Annotated in this window: 22 protein-coding genes and 1 tRNA gene; 10 read left to right on the top strand and 13 right to left on the bottom strand. The window is 56.2% G+C overall.

The window, feature by feature from the left end:
* Positions 1–127: 127 nt before the first annotated feature.
* The 4 genes from purK to ppiB all read right to left on the bottom strand — a co-directional run bounded on the left by purK (position 128) and on the right by ppiB (position 3,098).
* Positions 128–1,204: a 5-(carboxyamino)imidazole ribonucleotide synthase gene (gene purK, locus ACL2XF_RS14295; RefSeq protein ID WP_410016146.1), complete on the bottom strand. Its 1,077-nt coding sequence runs from the start codon at positions 1,202–1,204 to the stop codon at positions 128–130.
* Entirely contained in the window at positions 1,201–1,710 is a 510-nt protein-coding gene (gene purE / locus ACL2XF_RS14290) for a 5-(carboxyamino)imidazole ribonucleotide mutase (RefSeq protein WP_410016145.1), read from the bottom strand. Before purE ends, purK begins: the two co-directional genes overlap by 4 nt.
* A gap of 158 nt (positions 1,711–1,868) precedes the next feature.
* Positions 1,869–2,594, bottom strand: coding sequence for a UDP-2,3-diacylglucosamine diphosphatase (locus tag ACL2XF_RS14285; protein ID WP_413727067.1), 726 nt, complete (start codon positions 2,592–2,594; stop codon positions 1,869–1,871).
* A gap of 9 nt (positions 2,595–2,603) precedes the next feature.
* The gene (gene ppiB, locus ACL2XF_RS14280) at positions 2,604–3,098 is read right to left on the bottom strand and encodes a peptidylprolyl isomerase B (RefSeq protein WP_410016143.1); all 495 of its coding nucleotides are present in this window, start codon (positions 3,096–3,098) and stop codon (positions 2,604–2,606) included.
* Between the two features lie 290 nt (positions 3,099–3,388).
* On the opposite strand from ppiB, the gene cysS reads away from it, so the two are divergent.
* Positions 3,389–4,774, top strand: coding sequence for a cysteine--tRNA ligase (gene cysS / locus ACL2XF_RS14275; RefSeq protein WP_413727066.1), 1,386 nt, complete (start codon positions 3,389–3,391; stop codon positions 4,772–4,774).
* A 174-nt stretch (positions 4,775–4,948) separates the two neighbouring features.
* Here cysS and ybcJ read toward each other — a convergent pair whose 3' ends face one another.
* Complete coding sequence (gene ybcJ / locus ACL2XF_RS14270) at positions 4,949–5,161, bottom strand: ribosome-associated protein YbcJ (RefSeq protein ID WP_410016141.1); 213 nt, start codon at positions 5,159–5,161, stop codon at positions 4,949–4,951.
* Between the two features lie 12 nt (positions 5,162–5,173).
* Positions 5,174–6,037 carry a bifunctional methylenetetrahydrofolate dehydrogenase/methenyltetrahydrofolate cyclohydrolase FolD gene (gene folD / locus ACL2XF_RS14265; protein ID WP_410016140.1) on the bottom strand — a complete coding sequence of 288 codons (864 nt, stop codon included), beginning with the start codon at positions 6,035–6,037 and terminating at the stop codon, positions 5,174–5,176.
* A 185-nt stretch (positions 6,038–6,222) separates the two neighbouring features.
* Between folD and ACL2XF_RS14260 the strand changes: the two genes are divergently transcribed.
* The 3 genes from ACL2XF_RS14260 to ACL2XF_RS14250 all read left to right on the top strand — a co-directional run bounded on the left by ACL2XF_RS14260 (position 6,223) and on the right by ACL2XF_RS14250 (position 8,778).
* A tRNA-Arg gene (locus ACL2XF_RS14260) sits at positions 6,223–6,299 on the top strand.
* Positions 6,300–6,929: 630 nt separating this feature from the next.
* Positions 6,930–7,451 carry a hypothetical protein gene (locus ACL2XF_RS14255; protein WP_413722275.1) on the top strand — a complete coding sequence of 174 codons (522 nt, stop codon included), beginning with the start codon at positions 6,930–6,932 and terminating at the stop codon, positions 7,449–7,451.
* Positions 7,452–8,199: 748 nt separating this feature from the next.
* A complete protein-coding gene (locus ACL2XF_RS14250) occupies positions 8,200–8,778 on the top strand; it encodes a hypothetical protein (RefSeq protein WP_413722276.1) in 579 nt (192 codons plus the stop codon).
* A gap of 23 nt (positions 8,779–8,801) precedes the next feature.
* Here the strand turns inward: ACL2XF_RS14250 and ACL2XF_RS14245 are convergent, their stop codons facing one another.
* The 4 genes from ACL2XF_RS14245 to ACL2XF_RS14230 all read right to left on the bottom strand — a co-directional run bounded on the left by ACL2XF_RS14245 (position 8,802) and on the right by ACL2XF_RS14230 (position 15,224).
* Positions 8,802–11,894 (bottom strand): efflux RND transporter permease subunit, encoded by a 3,093-nt coding sequence (locus ACL2XF_RS14245; RefSeq protein ID WP_413727065.1) that lies wholly within the window; start codon positions 11,892–11,894, stop codon positions 8,802–8,804.
* 10 nt (positions 11,895–11,904) lie between these two features.
* Positions 11,905–12,981, bottom strand: a complete 1,077-nt coding sequence (locus ACL2XF_RS14240) for an efflux RND transporter periplasmic adaptor subunit (protein WP_413723406.1) — start codon at positions 12,979–12,981, stop codon at positions 11,905–11,907.
* Positions 12,982–13,242: 261 nt separating this feature from the next.
* Entirely contained in the window at positions 13,243–14,676 is a 1,434-nt protein-coding gene (locus ACL2XF_RS14235; RefSeq protein WP_413728817.1) for an alpha/beta hydrolase, read from the bottom strand.
* A gap of 80 nt (positions 14,677–14,756) precedes the next feature.
* Entirely contained in the window at positions 14,757–15,224 is a 468-nt protein-coding gene (locus ACL2XF_RS14230; protein WP_413727064.1) for a glycine zipper 2TM domain-containing protein, read from the bottom strand.
* 495 nt (positions 15,225–15,719) lie between these two features.
* Between ACL2XF_RS14230 and ACL2XF_RS14225 the strand changes: the two genes are divergently transcribed.
* Positions 15,720–16,349, top strand: coding sequence for a TetR/AcrR family transcriptional regulator (locus ACL2XF_RS14225; RefSeq protein ID WP_413727063.1), 630 nt, complete (start codon positions 15,720–15,722; stop codon positions 16,347–16,349).
* Positions 16,350–17,130: 781 nt separating this feature from the next.
* Here ACL2XF_RS14225 and ACL2XF_RS14220 read toward each other — a convergent pair.
* A complete protein-coding gene (locus tag ACL2XF_RS14220; protein ID WP_413722279.1) occupies positions 17,131–17,880 on the bottom strand; it encodes an SDR family oxidoreductase in 750 nt (249 codons plus the stop codon).
* 282 nt (positions 17,881–18,162) lie between these two features.
* On the bottom strand, positions 18,163–18,747 hold the full coding sequence (locus tag ACL2XF_RS14215; protein WP_413722280.1) for a trypsin-like peptidase domain-containing protein: 585 nt from the start codon (positions 18,745–18,747) through the stop codon (positions 18,163–18,165).
* Between the two features lie 736 nt (positions 18,748–19,483).
* Here ACL2XF_RS14215 and ACL2XF_RS14210 point away from each other — a divergent pair.
* The 4 genes from ACL2XF_RS14210 (at position 19,484) to ACL2XF_RS14195 (ending at position 22,178) form a co-directional block, all read left to right on the top strand.
* On the top strand, positions 19,484–20,278 hold the full coding sequence (locus ACL2XF_RS14210) for an N-acetylmuramoyl-L-alanine amidase (RefSeq protein WP_413728816.1): 795 nt from the start codon (positions 19,484–19,486) through the stop codon (positions 20,276–20,278).
* A gap of 228 nt (positions 20,279–20,506) precedes the next feature.
* Positions 20,507–20,806 (top strand): hypothetical protein, encoded by a 300-nt coding sequence (locus ACL2XF_RS14205; RefSeq protein ID WP_410016119.1) that lies wholly within the window; start codon positions 20,507–20,509, stop codon positions 20,804–20,806.
* 497 nt (positions 20,807–21,303) lie between these two features.
* A complete protein-coding gene (gene cspA / locus ACL2XF_RS14200) occupies positions 21,304–21,516 on the top strand; it encodes an RNA chaperone/antiterminator CspA (RefSeq protein ID WP_131864725.1) in 213 nt (70 codons plus the stop codon).
* Positions 21,517–21,689: 173 nt separating this feature from the next.
* Complete coding sequence (locus ACL2XF_RS14195; protein WP_410016118.1) at positions 21,690–22,178, top strand: hypothetical protein; 489 nt, start codon at positions 21,690–21,692, stop codon at positions 22,176–22,178.
* A 166-nt stretch (positions 22,179–22,344) separates the two neighbouring features.
* Here the strand turns inward: ACL2XF_RS14195 and ACL2XF_RS14190 are convergent, their stop codons facing one another.
* On the bottom strand, positions 22,345–23,250 hold the full coding sequence (locus tag ACL2XF_RS14190; protein WP_413727062.1) for an NADP-dependent oxidoreductase: 906 nt from the start codon (positions 23,248–23,250) through the stop codon (positions 22,345–22,347).
* Positions 23,251–23,662: 412 nt separating this feature from the next.
* On the opposite strand from ACL2XF_RS14190, the gene hpxO reads away from it, so the two are divergent.
* Entirely contained in the window at positions 23,663–24,817 is a 1,155-nt protein-coding gene (hpxO, locus tag ACL2XF_RS14185; RefSeq protein WP_413722282.1) for an FAD-dependent urate hydroxylase HpxO, read from the top strand.
* Positions 24,818–25,000: the final 183 nt, after the last annotated feature.

Raw genomic sequence — 25,000 nt, 5'->3', positions numbered from 1 at the left:
TGCAAGGCTTAGGTGTCTCCCTGTATTGCCTGCGCCGGGCAATACAGGGGGCGCTCGATGCATGGGGCCTGGCATGAACTTCACCGCCCCCGCCTGGGCCTTTTTAAGTGAGTCTCTCCGCGATCTTTCAGCCCAATTCGGCCAGTTTTTGCCGCGCCCATTCCAGCCCGCTGTAATACTCCACTGGTAGCATTGGAGCGAGATGTTCCAACGCCAGGCTCAGCGCGGCGGGATCGCTATGGTTAAGATTCAGGTGGCCGACCTTACGTCCCGGCCTCACCTCTTTTTCATACCAATGCAGATGGACCAGCGGCTCGGCCAGCCATTCGGTGTTGCAGTCGGTGCCGATAAGATTAACCATCACCGACGGTGCCGTGACGGCGGGTTTAGGCATCGGCAGGCCGAGGATGGCGCGCAGGTGCAGCTCGAACTGGCTGATGGACGCGCCGTTTTGCGTCCAGTGCCCACTGTTGTGCACCCGTGGCGCCAGCTCGTTAATCAACAGATCATCGCCGTCGATAAAACATTCCATCGCCATCACGCCGACATATTTTAGTTCATGCATTATTGCCGAGAGCATGCTCTCGGCCCGGCGCTGCAATCTGTCGTCCGGCCGGGCAAAAACCACGCTGGTGCGCAGGATGCCGTCCTGATGCAGGTTATGCGTCAGCGGATAAAACACCCTGTCGCCGTTATGCCCGCGGGCGCCGATCAGCGAAACTTCGCCGGAAAAGGCGATACCGCGCTCAACGATACAACTGCCGTAGCACTCCTGGGGCAGCGCCGCCTCTTCGCCGGGTACGAGACGCCATTGGCCGCGCCCATCATAGCCACCCACGCGCCGCTTGACGATGGCCAGGTCGCCAAAGGAGGCAAACACCTGCGGCCATTGCGCCGCCGCGGTCAGTTCTTCCCAGGGCGCGGTGGCAAGCCTCAGGCTGTCCAGCAGCTGTTTTTGCGTCAGCCGGTCGGCAAGCCGCGGAAAAATATCGCGGTTAACAAAGGCATTATGCTGGGCCAGCTCGCGGGTAAGGGGGGTCTGCGGCCAGCGCTCGATCTCAGCGGTAATCACGCTTTGCGCCACCGGCACCGAGCCGGGATCGGCGTCAAGCCCCACCGGGAAGACCGCAATGCCCAGTGGTTCGCCGGCCTGGCGCAGCATGCGCCCTAGCTGGCCGTTGCCCAGGATACATACCGGTTTCATGCTTCCTCCCGCGGATCGGGATGCGCCAGCACCTCGTCAGTCTGCGTCACACGCCAGGCCGCCAGCCGGGCGGATAATTCCCGATCGTGCAACGCCAGGATCTGCGCCGCCAGCAGTGCGGCGTTGGCCGCGCCGGCCTTGCCGATCGCCAGGGTACCCACCGGCACGCCGCGCGGCATCTGGACAATGGAATAGAGGCTGTCGACGCCGCTTAATGCCGCGCTCTGCACCGGCACGCCAAGTACCGGCACCAGCGTTTTTGCCGCCAGCATGCCGGGCAGATGGGCGGCACCGCCCGCGCCGGCGATAATCACTTCAAACCCGGCGGCGGATGCCTGTTCAGCAAAGCGGAAGAGCTTGTCGGGGGTGCGATGCGCCGAGACGATCTCCACATGACAGGCAAGCTGCAGCGTGGCGAGAATGTCGGCGGCGAATTGCATCGTGGCCCAGTCGCTTTTGGACCCCATGACGATGGCGATTTTTGCCGGGGCAAGATTGGATTGCATGCGCGTGGTGCTCCTGTAAATGTTGCCGACCGCTCTCCCACAGCCTGCGCCGCAATGCGCCCGGCGCAGGCTATCAGAAAGAAGAGGGCGTAGAGCATATCATGTGCGCCTGGAGAGGAAAACGGTTGCGTAGCCGCCGGCGCTATAAATTGCGCCGCTTAATCGAAGGGGAACTCAATCAGCTCGACGCTGGTCCCGGTGACCCGGATCATCGACCCCTGAAGATGCCAGGCGCCCAGTACCGCACGATGGGCGATGCCCGCCGCGGTCTGCACGGCATGGATCGCCGGCCGGTGGGTATGGCCATGGATCATCCAATCGGTCCCATGTCGCGCAAGCGCGGCGGTAACCGCCTCTTGGCTGACGTCCATAATCGTCTGGGATTTCGTCATATTGGCGCGCTGGCTGCTGGCCCGCATCCGTCCGGCAATGCGCAGGCGCCATCTCAGCGGCAGCGCCAGGAACAGGCGCTGCAGCCAACGTTGATTGATCCGCCGGCGGTAGCGTTGATAAGCCTGATCATCGGTACACAGCGTATCGCCGTGCAGAACCAGCACCGACCGGCCGTACAGGGTAAGCAGTTGTTCTTCCGGCAGCAGCGTCATGCCGCTGGCGGCGGCAAAATCCCGGCCCAGCAGGAAATCCCGGTTGCCGTGAATAAAAAAACAGGGTATTCCCCGGCGCGCCAGCGCATTCAGCGCCGCGGCTATCTCGCCGTGCAGCGGGGACGGGTCGTCATCGCCAATCCAGGCTTCGAACAAATCGCCCAGGATATAGAGCGCGTCGGCGTGGACGGCCTGCCGTTGCAAAAAATGCAGAAAACCGGCGGTAATCGCCGGTTCCTGGACGCTAAGATGAATATCCGCAACAAACAGGGTTGCCATGGCAACGATTTATTCGTCTACGGTCACACCGGTTATGATCACATCTTCTTTCGGTACATCCTGATGCGGGCCGCTGTTTCCGGTCGCCACGTTTTTAATCTTATCGACTACATCCATACCGTCGGTCACTTCGGCGAAGACGCAATATCCCCAACCGTCCGGGCGTTCGGAACGGAAGTTCAGGAAGTCGTTATCCACCAGGTTAATAAAGAATTGCGCGGTGGCGGAATGCGGATCGTTGGTGCGGGCCATGGCCAGGGTGCCGCGATTGTTCTTCAGGCCATTGTTGGCTTCGTTTTTCACGGTGGCGCGGGTTTTTTTCTGCGTCATGCCGGGTTCAAAACCGCCGCCCTGGATCATGAAACCATTAATAACGCGATGGAAAATGGTATTATCATAAAAGCCGTCACGGCAATAGGTCAGGAAGTTCTCAACGGTTAACGGCGCTTTGTCGGCGAAGGTCTTAATAACGATATCGCCGTGATTGGTATGAAGAGTGACCATAAATAGTTGTCCTACGAGTCGGTAAAAGAGTTGCTCACACGAAGTGATCAAGCAGACTGGATTTATAACATAAGTCTGCCATGGAGTCAGCATTCACCGCAGCGGATGACCATTTCTGTTATTCTGGCAAGCCAGGCCGTGCTGTTGGCCGGGGATAACCCGCCGTTTGAAAACCAGGGCCCCGTCCTTGCATTACCGACGCCTTCAGGGTTCAATACGCTGTTGGAAAATACCCTGTCTCAACTTGTCGCTATACACACGTACCCGTTAACACCATGGAATGAATGTCGATGCTGAAGATTTATAATACCCTGACACGTCAAAAAGAGGATTTCCAACCCATTCATGCCGGTAAAGTCGGTATGTACGTGTGCGGCATCACCGTTTATGACCTTTGTCATATCGGCCACGGCCGGACGTTTGTCGCCTTCGACGTCGTTACCCGGTACCTGCGTTTTAAAGGTTATGAGGTAAAGTATGTGCGTAACATCACCGATATTGACGACAAGATCATCAAACGGGCCCATGCCAACGATGAAAGCATCGATACGCTTACCGGCCGTATGATCGCTGAAATGCACCGGGACTTCGACAGCCTGAATATTCTGCGTCCGGATGAAGAACCACGCGCGACCTTGCACATGGCCGATATCATCGACATCGTGGCGGTCTTGCTGCAAAAAAACCATGCCTACCAGGCCGCCAACGGCGATGTCATGTTCGCTGTGGACTCCGACCCCACCTATGGCGTGTTATCGCGTCAGGATCTCGAGCAGTTGCAGGCCGGCGCCCGGGTGGATATCGACGATGTCAAACGCAACCCGATGGATTTCGTCTTGTGGAAAATGTCCAAGGAAGGCGAGCCCAGCTGGCCGTCGCCATGGGGACCGGGGCGTCCGGGCTGGCATGTGGAATGCTCGGCCATGAACTGCAAGCATTTGGGCAATCATTTCGATATTCACGGCGGCGGTTCGGACCTTATGTTTCCCCACCACGAAAACGAAATCGCCCAATCGAGCTGCGCCCACGAAGGGCCTTATGTCAATTATTGGATGCATTCCGGCATGGTGATGGTCGATCGGGAAAAAATGTCCAAATCGCTGGATAACTTTTTTACCGTGCGCGACGTGCTGAAATATTACGATGCGGAAACGGTGCGGTATTTCCTGATGTCCGGCCATTACCGCAGCCAGCTGAATTACAGTGAAGATAATCTCAAACAGGCCAGATCCTCCCTTGAGCGGCTTTACATCGCCCTGCGCGGTACTGATGCAGCGGCCGTGCCCGCCGGCGGCGAGTCGTTTGTCGACCAGTTTACCGCCGCCATGGATGATGATTTTAATACGCCGGAAGCGTATTCGGTGTTGTTCGAGATGGCCCGCGAAATCAACCGCCTGAAGGTGGAAAACCCGCCTGCGTCGCTCGGGCTGGCAGCGGCGCTGCGCCGGTTGGCGAATGTCCTGGGCTTGCTGGAACAGGATCCCGAGCAGTTCCTGCAAAACGGCGCCCGGGTGGATATCAGTGAAACCGAACAGATCGAGGCGCTGATCAAGCAACGTAACGATGCGCGCAACAATAAACAGTGGCAACTGGCGGACGAGGCCCGCGCAAAACTGACCGAACTGGGCATCGTATTGGAAGACGGCGCCGGCGGCACCATCTGGCGGCGTGGATAATAGCGCCGCGTTGCCGGGGCTGAAGGCGGGTTTGCGCCGCGGCATGCGCCAGCAATAAGCGTTGTTTCTTACGGCTGCGGATACGGCAAGGGCGCGGTTTTTCCGCGCCCTTGTTGTTTATAGCGCTTCACGCCCCGGCGGCATACGGATATCCTGCGCCGGGCCGATAGCGGTTCATTCGACGACTTTCACCACCTGTCCTAAAAATTCCACCTGCTGCCCGGTGACGATCTTGCATCGCTTGCGGGTTTCCATCGCACCGTTGACCTTGACCTGCTGACCATAAATGGCGGTTTTAGCCGCCGCGCCGCTGTGACACCAACCCTGAATCTTCAGTAAATCGCACAGTTCAATGTACGGATGGCCGTCAAGTGAGAAAGTTTCCATCGTGTTCCGCCGTTAAGATGCTGTATCGTGAAAGTCTTCACATGCCTGCAAAGTGTTTTGAATAAGGGTCGCGACCGTCATAGGACCGACGCCGCCGGGTACCGGCGTAATATAGGATGCGCGCTGCGAAGCCGCCTCGAAGGCCACGTCGCCCGCCACCTTGCCGTTGGCAAGACGGCTGATGCCGACATCCAGCACCACGGCACCGGGTTTAATCCATTCGCCGGGAATAAATCCGGGTTTGCCCACCGCCACCACCAGCAGGTCGGCATATTCGATATGACGCTGGAGGTCCCTGGTAAACCGGTGGGTGACGGTGACGGTGCAGCCGGCCAGCAGCAGTTCCAGGCTCATCGGCCGCCCGACGATGTTGGATGCGCCCACCACCACGGCATTCACCCCGAAGGTCTCGATCTGATAACGTTCCAGCAGGGTGATGATGCCGCGTGGGGTGCAGGGCCGCAGCAATGGCGCCCGCTGGCACAGGCGGCCGACATTATAAGGGTGGAATCCGTCCACATCCTTATCCGGCGCAATGCGCTCCAGCACGTTGATATTATCCATGCCCGGAGGCAGCGGCAGTTGCACCAGGATACCATCAATCGTCTTATCGGCATTAAGCGTATCGATAAGCGCCAGCAGTTCGGCCTCGCTGACCGTGCTCGGCAATTCATAGGAGCGGGAGACAAAACCGACATCCTCGCAGGCTTTGCGCTTATTGGCGACGTAGATCTGCGATGCCGGATTTTCCCCGACCAATACCACCGCCAGTCCCGGCGCGCGTTTCCCGACGCTCAGGCGTTGCCGCACCCGCACGGCCACTTCATCCCTGACCTGCTGAGCAATAGTTTTACCATCAATAAGTTTAGCGACCATCAGAATCGGCAATCCATCAGTTTAATCATGCTGAGATGGGGGGTATTTTGGCAGAAGCGTGGCCCGCTGTCAGGCACTGAATGAAATCCTTTTGTCCAGCGAACCACCCGTTGTCATAAAAGCCATTGACTCGACCGGTCCGCTCCGTATAATCCAATCCGCGTTATCCAGCAACTTCCCGCAGTGCGCCCTTAGCTCAGTCGGATAGAGCAACGGCCTTCTAAGCCGTAGGTCACTGGTTCGAATCCAGTAGGGCGTACCATTTGGATTCAAATTATCCGCTGTGATACTGAACACGCTGCGAATCAATGGACGATACAGGTGCGTAGCCGCCGCCATAAATTTTGCTTTATACCTGGTAGCGGTTGACTCTTATAGGTTTCCGCATCCCCGCGAGTCACCCACGATACTGCCCCGCGGTTCAATGAAATCACAGTGCCAGAACCCGTACCGCTATTTTGCGCCATTGATTCCCCCCATTAATAACGGCAAGACTAAATCCAGCCAATGCCACACCGTGGCAATGTATAAAAATTACAGGCAGTCAGCCCACATCAAACTTTCAGCTTCTTGCATGATATCGGGATTATCCCGTCCTGCCGCTAAAGTAACGCTTATGCTTGAAGCCTGCATTCCGATGGCTTGATTTTTTTGTAAAAAACATCTAAAAACATCATGTTGTAATATGTTATTAAACAAAAAGACATGAGTGTTATCCATTTATAGGTGAGCTTATGGATATAAGCATTTGATATAAATGTATTTTTAGGTCAGCGGTACTGCGTTTAGGGACGGGTTTTCTTCGGCGCAGAAACTAAAAAATGGGGTATCAACGCGGGTTTGTTAGGAACAGTAAAAGCAATATGCCAGTCTCTGGAATAGGGAGGTAAAATTGTCTGGTAAATCCCGGTGGATAAAATTCATATGTTTTATGTGCCTGATGTCTTGCTTTTCACAAGCATTTGCGAACGATTTGGATCTCTATTCATTAGATACCGCCTCCTTTGCGTATCACATTTATGCCCCGAAGGAGGGGGATAACCAGTACTTTAAGAACCAACTGGTTGCCATAGAAAGAAAAGTGCATAAAAATTCGGATTACAGTTTTTTTGCTGGTACTTTTATCAATAGTGAAAGTAATAGATGCGTATTGCTGGGTATGGGAAAAAACTGGGTAAGGCGCAACCAGTGGAGCTTTGAAGGGCTATACGCCTACGCGGGGGAGTTTGTATTTACGCCCTTTGAGCGTTGTGGCGATGATGGGTTCTACCAGGATATTAAACGGGCAACGGGTATAGGCTTCGCTCCCTATATATATCATGGCGTTAAGTATGATGTGAATAGCCATGTCAGTGTAAGGTCGGGGATTCTTCTGCCTGGTATTGTTATCATGAGCCTACAGCTAAGATTTTAATCGTGAGGTTAATCGCGCAGGTCTGGTCGACATCTCCGCGTCATTCAAAATGATGCGGAGGTGTTCATGCGCTGTCCATCGTATCCCAAGATGTTTAATAACCAGGGCTCCCGCCTGAGGTCCGTTTTTTCCGTCGACAACGGCCAAGGCAGGCGGGTTCACCTGCTTTGTCTTGTGCAGGGTGTCCATTCCAGCGACTATTATGACTGGCGGCTACAGCCGCGTTTTTTTATTGGAAAATGTCGATGCGACGGAATAGCCTAATTAAGAAAGGCAAAAGCGTCTCTATGGAAATAACGTAGCGGAAGAGGCTGAATAAGATCCTTTACAATAAATAGGCGACAATGTTAAGCCAAAGAATAAGGCGTTTGCCGTGCTCGAGGCAGACGCTGTCTCCTTTCACCACCCACATAGGTTTTCCTCTTTGCCCATCGGGTTGCCGAGTTCAAAACGCATCCTATACGCAACGGCAACATCACGTTTGCAATAGGTTAACCTTCTACAGAAAACTGCGTTGCCGGTAACGTCAGGCGGCAGATGCACCATCGCGTGCCGCCGGCGAAGACATCGTCTATAATGCCATGGTTTTGATGGTAGGCAGTACAGGATTTTGTGGGTAATATCGTCGGATGTTGCTTGATAACACTGAAAAACCTTTAGGCTTTTAGCCCGTTTGGCGAAACCACTGCGCAGGGCTTTGGCGGCTGTGCTTCACTACCGGCCATAGGTTTTTAACGGCGGTCTGTAAATGATTTTCGGCATGCCAGCCAGCCAGCGGTGCAGCGACAATAAAGATGATTATACTGGTAGCACGACTCTTTTTACTTTGGACACAGCCATGAACAATTATGCACTAATACAAAAGGCCTATGAAGACTATATCATTTCGCGCACACATTATTGGGACCATCTCCATGGCGCTTTACGCGGTTTTGTCCCGGGATTCCTCGACTATTTAGGTATTGAAACAAATCTTTTTTATCTTCCTGATGGGTCTGAAGGAAGTTATATCGCCATCGGCGAGGGGATAAACAAGGAGTTCTTAGTTAAGGACGCCCAAGAATTAAACAAGTCGAAAGAGTTGTCTATCGCTTTTACCATACGCATCGCATTAGAAGACACCAATGATAAAAGCAACAACTCTTATTATTATTTTGCTTGCAAGTTTTTGAAGCGAAATGATAAGTTTTTTTTCTTTTTCACCGATCAAACCATTGGTGAAGTGAATGTGGATGTGAGGGAGGATGAGACCGGGGAGTTTAATCCGGTTTATAAAAAAATAGTAGATAACCTTTTGGATAAGCTACATACAAGCACCTTAGTATAAAGAAGCGCGTGCCGGAGACTGCGTTATCTTTTCACCCACTCGCGCAGCCGTTGGATGTGCCAATAGAGCGCGGGGATGATAATGATGCCGAGGGCGGTGGCCAACAGCATGCCGCTAAAAACCGTTACCCCGATAATGCGCCGGCTCATCGCGCCGGCGCCGGTTGCCAGCACCAGCGGCATGACGCCGAATATAAATGAAATGGCCGTCATCATTACCGCGCGAAAACGTTGGCGGGCGCCGTCCAGGGCCGCGTCGGAAATGCTGGCGCCTTCTTCCCGCCGGGCTTTGGAAAACTCAACGATCAGTATGGCGTTTTTCGCCGCCAGCCCGATCAAAAGCACCAGACCGATCTGGGCGTAGACATCGTTGGCGAAGCCCATGGCAAAAAGCCCCGCCACCGCGCCGGCCATGGCAAACAGCACTGATAACATCACTACCAGCGGAATACTCCAACTTTCATACTGCGCCACCAAGAATAGATAGGCAAAAACCAGTGCGGCGGCGTAGATAAATACCGCCTGCCCGCCGGCATACTGTTCCTGCCAGGACATGCCGCTCCAGGCATAGCCATAACCCGCGGGCAGCGTTTGCCGCACAATCTTTTCCATGACGTTCATCGCCTGGCCCGAGCTTATGCCCTGCGCGGCCGAACCGTTGACCGTCACCGCCGGAAACTGGTTAAAATTGGCGATAAACGGCGCGCCCAGTACCGGACTCAGACGGACCAGATTTGCCAGCCTCACCAAGGCGCCGCTATCGCTGCGCACGCTGATCTGCCCGATTTGTTCCTGCCGCTGGCGAAAATCCATGTCGTTTTGCAATTGTACGTTAAACATACGGCCGTTATGGGGGAAATCGCCTACGTTCACTCCGCCCATCGCGCTTTGCAGCGTGGTGAAAATGCGGCTCACCGGCACTTGCAGCAGGGCGGCCCGCTCGCGGTCAATACTCAGGCCTACCTCAGGCACCGAGGCGCTGAAGGTGGTAAATACCCGGTTTAGCCTGGGATCCTCGTTGGCGGCCAGGATCACGGCGCCGGCCACCTGCGCCAGCGCCTGCGGTGATTGGCCTTCCAGCGCCTGGATGCGCAAATCAAAGCCGGAGGCGCTGCCCAGGCCGCTGATGGCCGGCGGATTAAACGCCATAATCATTGCCGCGGGTAGGGTGGATAACTGGGCCTGGATTGTCGGCAACACCTGGTCGACATGCGCGCGTTCGCCCCAGGGTTTCAGCAAGACGAAGGCGAAAGCGGTATTGGGCGCGCCGCCGCCGCTAAGCAGGCTGTAGCCGGTAATTTTAATGACATCCGCGACGGCGGGATTCGCTCGTATCAATTGATATGCCTGGTCCATGACCCGCTGCGTACGGGACAACGAGGCCCCGTCCGGAAGCTGTACGTTAACAAAGAAAAATCCCTGGTCTTCATCAGGCAGGAAAGCGCTGGGCAAGCGGCTATAGCCGAACCAGGTGAGCGCGCCCACCGTCAGTAATATCACCACGCTGATCGCGGCGTGTCGCCCGGTCATCCGGGCGAGGCGGACATAACCGTCGCGAATGGCGTTCAGGCCGCGATTAAAACCGCCAAATATGCCGGTTACCGGCGGTTCGCGCCGTGATAGCAAGACGGCGCACAGTGCCGGGGTGAGGGTGAGGGCGTTGATGCTCGACAAGATGACTGCAGCGGACAGCGTAATGGCGAATTGCCGGTATAGCTCCCCGGTAATGCCGGGCAGGACGGCGATAGGCACAAATACCGCCAGCAGTACCAACGTGGTGGCGATGATGGGACCGGCGATTTGTATCATTGCCTGGCCGGTTGCCGTCGACGGCGTCAGCGTTTCATCCTGCGACATCAGGCGCTCCACGTTTTCCACCACCACAATAGCGTCATCCACCACTACCGTCAGCGCCAGGATAATGGCGAACAAACTGAGGGTGTTGGCGGAGTAACCGAAGATAAACAGCACGGCAAAAGTGCCCAGCAAGGACACCGGTATCGTCAGCGCCACGATAAAGGTCGCACGCAGGCTTTGCAGGAATAAAAAAACCACCGCCAGCACTACCACCAGCGTCAGTCCTAGCGAGATCACGATTTCATCGAGGGTGGCGGTGACCGTGACGGTGGAGTCATATTTAATTTCATAGACCAGGTCCGGCGGGAAGGTGTGCGCCAGCCGCGCCATTTCCGTCCTGACCGCATTGGCCACATTCAGCGCGTTGGAGCCCGGCGCGGCGTACACGCCCATAAAGGCCGCGTCCGTTGAGTTCAGCGCTGAGTTAACCTGGTAATTCTGCGCGCCCAGGTCCACCCGCGCCACATCGCTAAGCCGCACCATGCCGCCTTGGGAATTGGTGCGGATAATGACCTGGGCAAACTGCGCCGCGCCCAGCAGACGTCCCTGGCCGCTGATGGTCAGGGTACGCTGCTGGCCGGAGCTGATGGGCGGCGAGCCGATTTGACCCGCGGCGGCCTGGATATTCTGATCGCGCAAGGCCTGGATGATATCCTGTACGCTGACGTTAAGCGCCTCCATGCGCTGCGGATCCAGCCAGATGCGCATACTGTAATCGCGAGCGCCGAAGATTTGCACGTCGCCGACGCCGTTGATACGGGCGATGGCATCACGGATACGCAGGCTGGTAAAATTACTGACGAACAGATTGTCATGGCTATGCTTAGGCGAAAATACGTTCACGCCCAGCAAAATATTCGAGGAGCGCTTACGTACCGTCACGCCGTTATTATTCACTTCGGCGGGCAGCTGCGCGCTGACCTGGGCAATGCGGTTTTGCACCTCCACCGCCGCCATGTCGGGATCGGTGCCGGTGGCGAAAGTGATATTGAGCTGGTAGCCGCCGCTATTCGCGCTGTTGGATTCCATATAGAGCATATGGCTGACGCCATTGACCTGGGCCTCGATGGGGGAGGCCACGGCTTCGGCCACATCCCGGGCGCTGGCGCCGGGATAAGTGGCGCTGACCGAGACCACCGGCGGCGCGATAGTGGGAAATTGTTCTACCGGTATGACGGTTAAGGCGGTTAGCCCGACAATTGCGGTCACCACCGCGATAACAATAGCGAACTTCGGTCGCCGGATGAAAAAATGCAGCATGGCGCGTCCCTTACCTTGAGGTATCGATTGATGGGGCGGCAAGGGTGGCGTCGACCTCCATGCCAGGCCGTACGCGCTGCAAGCCGTCGACGATAACCCGTTCACCGGCGGTCAATCCTTCTTTAATCTCATATTCCTGCTCAAACTGGCTGCCGGTAACCACCCTGCGCACTTCCACCCGCTGGCGGCCGTCGACCACCAGGACAAAAAAACCCTCCCGGTCCTGCTGTAGCGCGGCGATAGGCGCCATGACCACCGGCTGCGCGGGGCCGGCCACCAGCGCGACGTTGACCACGCCCCCGGGCAGCAGCAGATGACGGGGATTGGCAAAACGCGCCCGCACGGTGATGGTGCCGGTCTGGCTGTCAATCTGGTTATCCACCGATTCAAAAACCCCGGGTTCCGCATACTCCTGGCCATTGGCCAATTGCAGGCGGGGGGTATAACCGCTGGCGGACAGATCTTCGGCGTCGCCGGTATGCCGGTAGGCAACGGTGATATAGTCACGTTCATTGATGGCCACCGCCACCCGAATGGGGTCAAGCTGGACGATATGCGCCAGCGCACCGCTCGCCGGGTTGATGAGGCTGCCGGTATTGAAATGACTGTGGCCGATGCGCCCGCCGATGGGCGCAAGGATGCGGGTAAAACCGAGCTGCAGTTCCTGCAGGCGCAGGGTAGCCTGCGCCTGTGACAGCGCCGCGTTGGCGGTGTCCCGCTGCGCCACCGCCGCATCAACATCCGCGCGGCTTACGGATCGCTGTTCCCCCAGGCGCTGTATCCGCGTCAGATTGACCTGGGCGTGCCGCGCGCCGGCATTGGCGCTGTCCACTTGGGCCTGGGCCTGCGCGACCGAGGCCTGGTGCAGGGCGGGATCGATCTCGAATAAGACTTCGCCAGCCGTGACCAATTGTCCGTCGGCGAACTCCCTGCGGGCGATAAACCCTTCGGTGCGGGTCAACACATCCACCGCTTGGATGGCCTCGATGCGCCCCAGGTAATAATGGACGCGCTGCGGCGCCCGTTGCTCAATAATCGCGATGGTAACAGCCGGAGGCGGCGCGGCCGATAACGGCAATATCGTCATGGCGGTGGACAGAAACGCAGCGATATTAAACAACACCACATATTGTTTATTTGACATTATTTCCACACTCATTAATTCATAAGTTATATTTTTGGAAATCGAGATGCTATTCACACTTCACTATTTCATTACACTGGTTATAAAGAGAACGTTAAACTTACCGATAAATAAACGCTGGCTTGCGGTTATTACCAATAAAAACTGTTCGCCTGCCGCGGGCGCCGATCAGGTAAAAGGGAATAAGCTTCGCGCTAATCGGTTTTATTGCGCGTCCATAACAATTTTGGCGTTAATCCTTTTCAACATATAGGGATAAAAGGGATTGGACGCGAGCCGCATTAAGGAGTCCAAACCTACTACCAGCACCGCCCTTTCGCCGCGGGCGGCAAACGCGCCCAGACTGATGCCATATTGATCCTTCGGCTGCGGAAAGCGCCCGTAGAGCGAATCGTTCATCGGGAAGGGCAGCGCCACGTGCGAGAGGGAAAAAATATCCGCCGGATACTGAATGCCCAACAGCTCGGTCGACTCTTCCGTCTGGCCGGCGAGCGTAGTGCGTGCCAGCGTATCAAGGCTATCGGAGGAGACATTGGTGACAATGGTGGTGGTATAGCGGCGCGGCGGCGGCGGTAACAGGCGCGACAGCGCCAGGTAGGAGGAGGTGCGCAGCAAGGGACCGAAGCTTTCTGCCTGGTTCAAATCGAACAGCACCACTTCACTGCCGTTCGCCGGCAGATGCTCAAACAGCGCGGTAATCACGGCGCGGGTGCTGACGGTAGAATCCATTACCGACTGGAAAGCCAAGATAGGCGGCAAGGCGTCCAGGCGGTTATTCGCGGCGTCCTGGGTGATCTGCTGCTGTAGCGCGCGTGTCAGCTCAAAGGATTGCCGGCCGCCATTGACCGGAAAAGAGTTATATTTAAACGGGTTGAATTCGGGGACGATACCCAGCCAGGCCGCCTTGGCGAACGCGGGGAACAGGGCCGGCCACCCCGCCACGCCGGCGAAGCGGGCAAAACGGGTTACGCCTATCATGGGCGATAGCAAAATGATCCGTGTTGGTTTCGTCAGGTGCGGATTCTCCAGCGCGTCGAGCGCGTATTTCATGGCCAGCGCTCCGCCGTTGGAAAACCCGACGATATGTAACGGCGCATCGCCGCCTAGCACCCTGGCCTGGCGTACCGCCAGGCGGGTAGCCGCCATCCAGTCTTCCCATCGCACATCGGTCAGCGCGCCGGGCACCGTGCCGTGCGCGGGCATACGGATGCCGATGGCCACAAAACCCTGCCGGCGGTAGCTTTCCGCGATATGGCGCAGGCTATAAGGCGTGTCGGTCAGGCCGTGCAGCAATACCACCGCCCCCTTGGGCGTTCCCTCCGGCATCAATATATAAGAACGGTTCCAGTTAGTGGCAAACCGATCGGGGAAAATCGGGCTGCCGGAAAAATAGCGGTTTAAGGGGGTCTGCTGGCTGATATCGAGTTTATCCGTTACATTTTCCCGCACGGACTGGAAAAGTTTTTTCTCGGCGGCGATATAATCGGCCCAGGTCGCCTTATCAATCTCATCGGCGTGCATATCCTGTGGCACGTACGTGTGCCACAGCTGGAGTTCCGGACCGCGTTCGGTCTCATAGATCCTGATGGCAAACGCAGCGAGACCGAGAATAACCGCAACCATGAGCAAACGGACCATCCATCGGCGGAACATGCGCAAAAGCATAATGATAACTCCCTATAAAACGACATCGCCCCAGCAGCAGGGCAGTGGCCGGGTTAGCGTGGTGAAACCGTGACCCTGCCGCCGCCCGAGGCGATGGCGACACGCTGTCCGACAAAAAACTGGCTGGGGCCCTGTGCCTGGGCGACAATAATCGTCGAACCGTCGTCGCGGCGGATTTCAAGCTCTACGCCCGCGCTGCGATTGGCGGCGCTTTGTATCCCCGAGCCTGCCGCCGCTCCGCCTACGGCACCCGCGGCGGTGGCCAGGCCGCGGCCCGATCCGCCGCCGATGGTGTTGCCTAAAAAGCCGCCGATAACGCCGCCGCCGATGGTGCCGGCAGCGTTTTCGCCATTACCGCCCTGTATCGTGATGGGGCGTACGGAAATTAATGTGCCGTAGGTGACGGTATGGATCTGCCTGGCCTGCGCGGCGGTGAAGGTATCGCCGGATGAGGTGCGGTTGGCGGCGCATCCGCTCAGGACCGCCAGGGAGACGGCAATGATGAGTGATATTCTGGTCATTATGCACCTCTGTTATTTTTGACTTTATACGGCATAGGCGAAATTATGCGTAGGGTTATATTCATATTAAATAGTTTTAATAAAGCACGCGTCGTATAGGTTATCCATAATAGACGTTGGCTTTAGTCATGATGGCCAGGCGCCTGCGGTGCTATTCCTAATATAAAATGTTCCGGCAACGGCGAAAAAAGCCAGCCCCCCGTCCATGACAAAGGATGATAATATGGCTGTGTATGCATCAGATTAATTAATAAATAGGATTATGTAATTATTGTTGTCGGCGAGTAATACTAGCGCTTGCCACTATATAAGCATTATTTATTACACGGTTGTGAGATATTGATCATAATAGCGGGTGAGATGCCGCACTATTTTGCCTCGATCGGCGCCGGGGAGCCGGGCGGCGAATATGCCGCTGTCCGTAGCGTTTAAACGCGGGGCCGGGTGTTATCTGTCGCTTGCCGTGGCGGCGGCGATAATTTAGAATCGATCGTTATGAAAACCTTAAAACCCTCTGCAGGCAAGCCGCGCGGCCGGCCGCGCTCTTTTGATCGCGAGGCGGTATTGGATCGGGCGATGCGTCTGTTTTGGCTGCGCGGATATGAGTCCACTTCCATGGCCGAGCTGCTGAAGGTCATGCAGGTTACCACGCCCAGTGTTTATAGTGCTTTCGGCGATAAAGAGCATCTGTTCCTGGAGGCTATCGCACGTTATATCGATGGTCCGGCCCAGTATCAGGCCGAGGCGTTGAAGGAAAAGACCGCGCGGGCGGCGGTTGAACGCATATTGAGCCAGGCGGTTGAGAGTATTGCCGATACCAGTACGCCGCCGGGATGCATGCTGGCCCTCTCGGTTATCAACTGTTCCGCTGCGTCGGAGCCGGTGCGGAAAATCGTTAACGAGGCCCGGCAGGAGACGGAGCGCGCGCTGTGCCGGCGCATCGCGCAGGGTATCGCCGAGGGCGACGTCCCGGCGCAGACAGATGCCGGCGCATTGGCCGGCTTTTTTGCCACGGTGCTGTATGGTTTGTCCATTAAGGCCAAGGAGGGTATTTCGGCGCATGAAGCTCGCGCCGTGGTGGATACCGCCATGCGGGCATGGCCGGCAAACCCGCGCTCCCTTTAACACGTTTGCATTGCGTTCGGCGTTGGCGGGCCTAGCGCGCCACGGGGCGCTCGGTCGGGCGAAAACCCCACGCCCGATTCGACCCCATCGGCACGCTCTCCCTTTAACACGTTTGCATTGCGTTCGGCGTTGGCGGGCCTAGCGCGCCATGGGGCGCTCGGTCGGGCGAAAACCCCACGCCCGATTCGACCCCATCGGCACGCTCTCCCTTGAACACGTTTGCATTGCGTTCGGCGTTGGCGGGCCTAGCGCGCCATGGGGCGCTCGGTCGGGCGAAAACCCCACGCCCGATTCGACCCCATCGGCACGCTCTCCCTTTAACACGTTTGCATTGCGTTCGGCGTTGGCGGGCCTAGCGCGCCATGGGGCGCTCGGTCGGGCGAAAACCCCGCGCCCGATTCGACCCCATCGGCACGCTCTCCCTTTAACACGTTTGCATTGCGTTCGGCGTTGGCGGGCCTAGCGCGCCATGGGGCGCTCAGTCGGGCGAAAACCCCACGCCCGATTCGACCCCATCGGCACGCTCTCCCTTGAACACGTCTGAGTTGAGTTCGGTGTTGGCGGGCCTAGCGCGCCATGGGGCGCTCGGTCGGGCGAAAACCCCACGCCCGATTCGACCCCATCGGCACGCTCTCCCTTGAACACGTCTGAGTTGAGTTCGGTGTTGGCGGGCCTAGCGCGCCATGGGGCGCTCGGTCGGGCGAAAACCCCACGCCCGATTCGACCCCATCGGCACGCTCTCCCTTTAACACGTTTGCATTGCGTTCGGTGTTGGCGGGTGTCAGATTTGCGCCTGGCCGCCGTCGACGAACAGTTCGGCGCCATTGACGAAACTTGCCGCATCCGAGGCGAGGAATACTGCCGCCTTGCCGATTTCATCCGGGTGTCCCACTCTTCCCAGGGGCACCAGCGCCGCGAAGCTGTCCACCAGTGCCTGCTGCTGATCGGACTCCACCAGGCCCAGCAATCCCGGTGTTTTGACCGGACCGGGACTTAAGACGTTAACGCGGATATCCTGTCCTTCCAGATCCTGTATCCAGCTGCGGGCAAAATTACGGATGGCGGCTTTTGTCGCGCTATAGACGCTAAAGTTTTTCCCACCGATAGCAGAGGTGGTTGAGCCGGTAAGGATCACCGACGCGCCTTTTGCCAGCAGGGGCAACGATTTTTGTACGGTAAATAGCACCCCTTTCACGTTGATATTGAACGTGCGATCGTAGTGTTCTTCGGTAATATCGGCCAGCCCGAGTAGCTCACCGCCGCCGGCGTTAGCGACCACGATATCCAAGTGTCCCTTGTGTTCCTTGATGCGGGCGAAAAGGTTATCAAGCGCGCCGAGGTCGGCGACGTCGGCCTGGATGCCGAAGGCGTTAGAACCCAGTTCGGCCAAGGCGTCATCCAGCTGCGCCTGGCGGCGCGCGGTGATAAAGACAAACGCGCCTTCATTGATAAACTGCCTGGCAATGCCCAGTCCGATTCCGGTGCTGCCGCCCGTGACCAACGCTATCTTACCTTGGAGTGATTGACTCATGCTGTCACCTTGGTTGTAAGTTAAGGGAAAATCCCGGTTGTGGTTCCGTATAAGGAGATACTTTAATTTCGTAATTAACGTTACGAAATTAAAGGGTGGGAATGTGCACGTCAAGGCTTTTCATATCAAATGTTATGAAATTAGTGAGAATGCTTTGTTAAATAATGAGCAACCCTTCCCGGCCATAACGGCGGTAGGCGCTAACGAGGAAAGGGCGTCAGACGGCGGGAGAATGATGGGGCGCCGCCTGTGTCAGTACGGTGGCGCAATCGATGATAGCCGTTAACTTTTGGTTTCCCGGGTGACCCAGCCGGCAATTTCCTGGTAGGGAACGAACATCGTCTGATTCCGCTTGGGATGCGTCGCGGTGAAAACCCCGACTATCGCGCCATCCTGTGCATAAACCGGACCGCCGCTCATTCCCGGCACGCCGCCGGCGTCGCTCAGGCCGACCAGGCAACTGGTGCCGGGTTTATCCCACCAGCCGAATTCCTTTAACACGCCGCTTGAAGAGGTTGGCATCGCGGTATAGGCGTTGTACCCATACAGTCTGAGTTTATCGCCTTTGCCCGCCGTCTCAAGCTTGGGCAAGGCGCGTCCGGTATTATCGTGGTAGATAATGGCCACATCGCACAGAGGGTTGTAAGCCTTTACCTTGACCATCATCATCTTCGCTACATGTCCGGCGGTCAGGCTGTACTTCGCGGTGAGGGGAAAGCTGGAGCCGATGGCCCCCGCCAGGACGGGAATGCCGATAAAATGGAAGTCCGCTTTATTTTCCGCGGTCTGATCAACTTTGTAATGGCCGACACCGGTACATGCCGATAACAACAAAGGAAATAAAGTAAAAAGAATGTTAATTTTCATCGTTGCCGCTTCATCATTGTTCTGGTGATAAAATTGATCGGCGAATTGATCAAGCCTGGCTAATATGTCTTGCCAGTAGGATTAACGGCTTAAGGTGAGAATTCTTTAGCCTGAAAATCGTAATTATTATTTTTTATATTGGCGTCATAAAAAATGATGGCGACAGCGTATAAAGAATAAATAAAAAAAGCTAACTTAAGCCAAATAATCAAATCATAAAGTCCTGTTGCGCCTTCTTATCGCTGCCATAGGAAATTTAATCTATGCCAAAAGTGTAATATTATGATTTAAATGACTTTTAAGTGAAGATGCCAATGATGAAAATCATTCTATGCTGGAATAATAAAGACGTTGCCATCGCGGGTTACGGATAGTGCGAAAAAACATGCCGGGGATAACGTTAATAACATTTCACAGGAAAAGGCGGCAAGGTGAAAATGAATATTCCCGTAGTGGATAGGTTAAATCGGCAGTGGCTAATGCTGAATAAAGTCAAATTTTTTCTCTATCTGCGGGAGTTTATTCCCAATTGGTTATCACAATGATAATCGCTTCACCCTTCTTTTTTATCGGGTGGAGACTTCAGTAACAAGGGGATTGGCAACGGGATTAACCGGCCATATCAAATAGTGTTTAGGCGGAGTTAAGGACGGGAAGGCTAAGATTTTTGTTTTAAGGTGAGACCAAGGTGATAAATAAAAAATCTTTCTCGGGCCGGTCCCTGGCGGTGGCGTTGATGCTCTCCGGCTGCGCCGACAGGGCGGGGATAACCGATCGCGGCCGTTATGGAGTCGATACGTCTATCGCGTCGTCAAGCCAGGATGAGAGAGTGCGCTATCTGGTTATGCATTATACCGCCGTTGATGATGGGGCGTCGCTGGCTTTGCTGACCCGGGGCACGGCAAGCGCGCATTATCTGGTTTCGTCCGCCCCCCCGCTGATCAACGGCAAGGCGGTGGCGCAGCAGCTGGTGCCCGAGGACAAGCGCGCCTGGCATGCAGGGATAAGCGAATGGAACGGGCGTAGCAATCTTAACGATACCTCTATCGGTATCGAAATCGTCAATCCGGGTTTCACCGAATCGGCCGCGGGGAAGCGCTGGTATCCCTACGCCCCCGAACAGGTCGAGCTGGTGGCGCGTTTGGCTGAAGATATTATCCGGCGCTACCAGATACGCCCCGATAACGTGGTGGGGCATAGCGATATCGCACCGCTGAGGAAAACCGATCCCGGCCCGCTGTTCCCCTGGGCCCAACTGGCCGAGCGCGGCATCGGCGCCTGGCCAGATAAACACGTAGTGGATAAATATCTGGCGGGCAGGGCGCCGGAGGCTGACGCGCCGGTGGCTAACATCCAGCGCGCCTTAATTAAATACGGTTACAGCCTGCCGCTCCATGGCAAGGCCGATGAGGAAACCATCCGGGTTATCAGCGCATTCCAGATGCATTTCCGCCCCGCAAATTTTTCCGGTCGGGCGGACGCTGAAACCGAGGCCATTGCCCTGGCCTTACTGGAAAAATACTGTGCATAATTATCCTGCCCCGTCCGTTCGTCCAGCCCGGGCGGGGATACAGCATGCGCAGGCACAGTGCAGGCGACGGGTAAATGCTTTCATCTTGTCCCCTGCAGCGGCGGATCAGCCGCCTTATCGGCATAATTCTGCGCGATACTTACACAATCACTCACACAAACGGTGTGTAATCAGGTAAAATAGAATGTCGTTTCAGGCGAAAAATGAAAATGCGGAGGTATACCTGTCATGAATTCGAGTAATCAGCAACCTATCGAAACCAACACCAAACCCATCACCACAACGTTGTCAGGCGTCATTACCAAGTCCCCGAGCCGTATCAAAGGCAACACCGGCCGCCCTATGGTAAAAGCGACCATCCTGGCGGAAAGCGATAAGCGCAGCTCGTATCCCCTCACCGTGGTCGGCTTCGACATCATGGCGCTGGAACTGATGGCGCATTTGCGTGGGGAACGTCTGACCATTACCGGACGCATGGAGTGGAACGGCGGTTATTCCATCGTCGCGGATCAAATTATCGCCGTCTGATGAACTACCCCTTCGGGGGCACTTCTTCAGGTCTGGTAGTCAGTGCTGTTGTCCCTACTGCGTTTGTTTATCCTGCAGCAACCTTCAGGCTTTCAACTAAAAAAAGTGTTCACTGCCACAGCGAAAGAGGCCGTTTGGCCACGAGCGTTCTGTTATCCCGTGGCGTGCGATAAATTATTTTTAGCTTGCTTATTAATGATTTGCACGGCTTCGTTTCGGTGTATTTAGCATATATATTCATTTATGCAACATTTAGTGGTTGAAAAATTAATAATAGAAAAAGTGCTTGCTATCACCATCGCACTATGTGTAAATAGCGTCATCGGTTTGTAGTACAGACCTATTTATGAATGTCATTTTAGTAAAGTTGTTCCGGTAAAGACGATATTTCAAGATACCGTATCTCCGAGGAATTTCCTTCTCTAGTGCTCCCATAAGTAAATCCTGACAAGCAGACCACAATCGCCTTATGGCGGCCCTATTAAAAGGAAACAACAATGTCTAATAAAATGACCGGTTCAGTAAAATGGTTTGATGCTGGTAAAGGTTTTGGTTTCATCACCCCTGCTGACGGTAGCAAAGATGTGTTCGTTCACTTCTCTGCAATCCAGAGCAATGATTTCAAAACCCTGGACGAAGGCCAACAGGTCGAGTTCAACATCGAACAAGGCCAGAAAGGCCCGTCTGCAACTAACGTCGTTGCGCTGTAATATACAGCTGAGGCTGTGGTAAGGTTCTTGCGATAGCGATGATGGCCCAGGCCGGAGCAGTCAAGTAACCCTAACCCAACCCAAAGATTCCGAACCCCGACTCTGTCGGGGTTTTTTATGTCTTCGCGAATTTTAATGCTAAAATTCCGCTTCGACTTAATAAGGATATGGGTATGACGAAAAATTGTGTCTGGGGTCTGCTGGCATTGACCCTGAGCGGGTGCGCCGGTTATACCGACTATCCCTCTGCGGCCAAAACCGCCGCGCCTGCGGACGTGGCCGGCGTGTGGATGACCACCGGGCCGCAAAAGGAGCTGGCCGATCCGGCCGCCATCGCCACTTTTATCGTGACCCGGTCGGGCGACACCCTTGATTGCCGTCAATGGCAGCGCACCATCGCGCGGCGGGGCAAGCTGACCTGGCGCGGCGACAATCTGTACAACGTCAATGTCAAGAACGAGTACAGCACGGTGACCGTAAACGACGGCGTCATGAAATTCAGCCGCTTAACGCTGCATCGCGTGCAAAAGCCGACCGTCGAATGCCAGGCCTTTGTGGTCTATCACGATGGCGACTATGCCTTTGCCGATGAGGCCGTCGCCAAGCCGCAGCCGGCTAAGACCCATAAGAAGGCCAGCGGCGTGGAAAGACGGCAAAAATAGTCATCGGCGGCTATGGCTTCCCATAGCGCCGATGCGGGCGTTATGGCGCGCTAATGCTGCAGCCGGCGTGCGGGTTCTTAACCCGCATGCCTTAATGCCACTGCTTCAACACCCCGGCGCGCCGCCGGTTCCGGCTCTTTTCGCTTCCCATCTTCATTAAGGTCATTCAACCAAGGGTGATCACCAGCTTGCCCGCGGCATGTCCTGCGGCGCTGCGTTTATATGCCTCTGCGGCTTGTTCAAGCGGGAATGTCTTATCCAGAGGCATGTGGAACACGCCTTCCGTATACAGCCGCGCCGCTTCGGACAAGACCCGTTCAGGATGGTTCTGTGGCGCGAAAGATCCCTGCGCCCCGTGCAGCGGCGCGGTGGCATCAACAATGGACAGAACGCGGGAAGGATCGCCGACCAGCGCGATAAGCGTAGGGAGGATGCCCGGGCCGGCCAGATCGAGTGCGGCATTGACGCCGGCCGGCGCGATGTGGCCGATTCTTTCAACCAGGCCCGGGCCATAGGTTGTCGGGACGGCGCCGAGCCCGCGCAGGTATTCATGCTTCGGGGCGCTCGCGGTGCCAATGACGATGATCCCGCGGTAACGCGCGAATTGGATTACCGCGGAACCAACGCCACCGGCCGCTCCGTTTACCAGCAGCGTTTCGCCGGCCTTCACGCCAATCTGCGCAAGAATGCGCGTCGCGGTTTCGACCACCACCGGGAAACCACCCGCCTGCGCGAACGGCAGGCCGTCGGGCTTGCGGGCCCAATGGGTCAGAACCGCGTATTGCGCCGCCGTGTTAATGCCGTAGCCGAAGACGGCATCGCCAAGGCTAACGTCGGTACTGCCTTCGCCGACTTCATCCACCACGCCCGCGCCCTCGACACCGATGCCCGAAGGCAGCGCAATAGGCCGGCCGCGCCAGCAGCCGGCCCGAAGCTTCATGCCGTCGGAGGGGTTGACGCCGGCGGCCCGGACGGCAATCCGCACCTGGCCGGGACCGGCGTGGGGTTCGTTAATATCCGCCACCTGCAGGACTTCGGGACCGCCGTATGCGCTGAATTGCACTGCTTTCATAAAAAACTCCCCTGGAAAAACGCAAGGCGAGCGGCCTTGGGTATGCGTTGACGGTAAAAAAAACTGGCGGCACCAGACGGATTTGCGCACGCAGGTCTGTGGCGCTTTTGGCAATGTGCGGTCGCCTGGCGTGCGCGCGATTCCCTGGCGGACGCGCGGGTTACACCTCTCTGTCGGTATTTTATATACTCAGTATAAATAAATACTGAGTATATATAAAGGCCTGTGCAAAAATCAGCCCGGCCGGGGTTTCTGGCCAGCAACCGTAAACGGTCTCCCATAGTGCAAACCAGGGCCGTGTCGAGGTGGCTAAAATTTAAATTTGAATAAAATTATTTAAAATCAATAAATTATAATAATGGCATTCAAATTGCTTCCACGAAGGAGGGCTTGCCAATAAAAGGACATTACGATGAAAGCGATTATCATTGGTGCGGGGATGGGGGGCGCCAGCGCGGGCATCGCGCTGCGCAATGTCGGCTATCAAACCGAAATCTATGAAGCGGTCACGGATATCAAGCCGGTGGGGGCGGCCATTTCCATTTGGCCTAATGGTGTTAAATGTCTGAATTTTTTGGGTCTTGGCCCACAGATAAAAGCCCTTGGCGGCGATATGGCCACTATGGCATACGCGGATTATCGTACCGGGCGAATCCTGACCCGTTTTCCCCTGCGCCCGCTGGTGGAGCGCGTCGGTGAGTTCCCGTATCCCACCGCCCGCGCCGAGCTGCAAGCCATGTTATTGGATGAATTCGGCCGCGAGCGCGTCTTTCTCAATAAACGCCTGACGCGCATTGAGGATAATGGCTCCCAGGTAACGGCATGGTTTGCGGACGGCAGCGCCGCTACCGGAGATCTGCTTATCGGTGCTGATGGCACCCACTCTCTGGCGCGGGATTATGTGCTGGGCCACCGGGTGGCGCGGCGCTATGCGGGCTACGTCAACTGGAACGGCCTGGTAGCCGTCGACGAGGACATCGCGCCGGCTAACCAGTGGACCACGTTTGTCGGCCAGGGCAAGCGGGTATCGCTGATGCCGGTGGCGGGCCGGCGCTTTTATTATTTTTTTGACGTGCCGCTGCCAAAAGGGCTGGAACAGGAGCGCGGCCGGGCGCGGGAAGCTTTACGGGAGTATTTTTCCGGCTGGTGCGCGCCGGTGCAGCGGTTGATAACGCAGCTGGATCCCTTGGGCGTCAATCGGGTGGAAATCCATGATATCGAGCCGTTCAGCACCTTTACGCGCGGTCGGGTGGCCCTGCTGGGCGACGCGGCCCATAGCACCACGCCTGACATCGGACAAGGAGGCTGCGCGGCGATGGAAGACGCCGTGGTGCTGGCGCTGGCGCTGCGTACGCATTCTCTGGGAATTGAAGATGCCCTGCTGCGCTACCAGGAAAAGCGGGTGGAACGGGTCAGGTCGCTGGTGCTGAAAGCCCGCAAGCGGTGCGATATTACCCATGGCAAAGATCCCCAGGCCACCCGCCGCTGGTATCAAGATCTGGAAAATGAAACCGGGGAAAATATTCTTACCGGCCTGGCCGATACCATCTTAGGCGGACCGCTGTAGGGGCAGGGGGTTTGCCGTGACGGTCTGAGGCGGAAAACCGTGGCGCCTGAATGTCGGTTTTTCGCCTGTAATCGTTATCAACTATGTCCGGCCAGGCGGGACGGGAAGATAACCTATTGTCATTTTTGGTAAATCCGCCGCCGGCGTATGGTAATATATCTGCAGAATCGCTAGGCTGGGCAG

Source organism: Sodalis sp. RH19 (assembly GCF_047324215.1).
Classification (GTDB): Bacteria; Pseudomonadota; Gammaproteobacteria; order Enterobacterales; family Enterobacteriaceae; genus Acerihabitans.
This window is presented reverse-complemented; position numbering and strand designations above follow the sequence as displayed.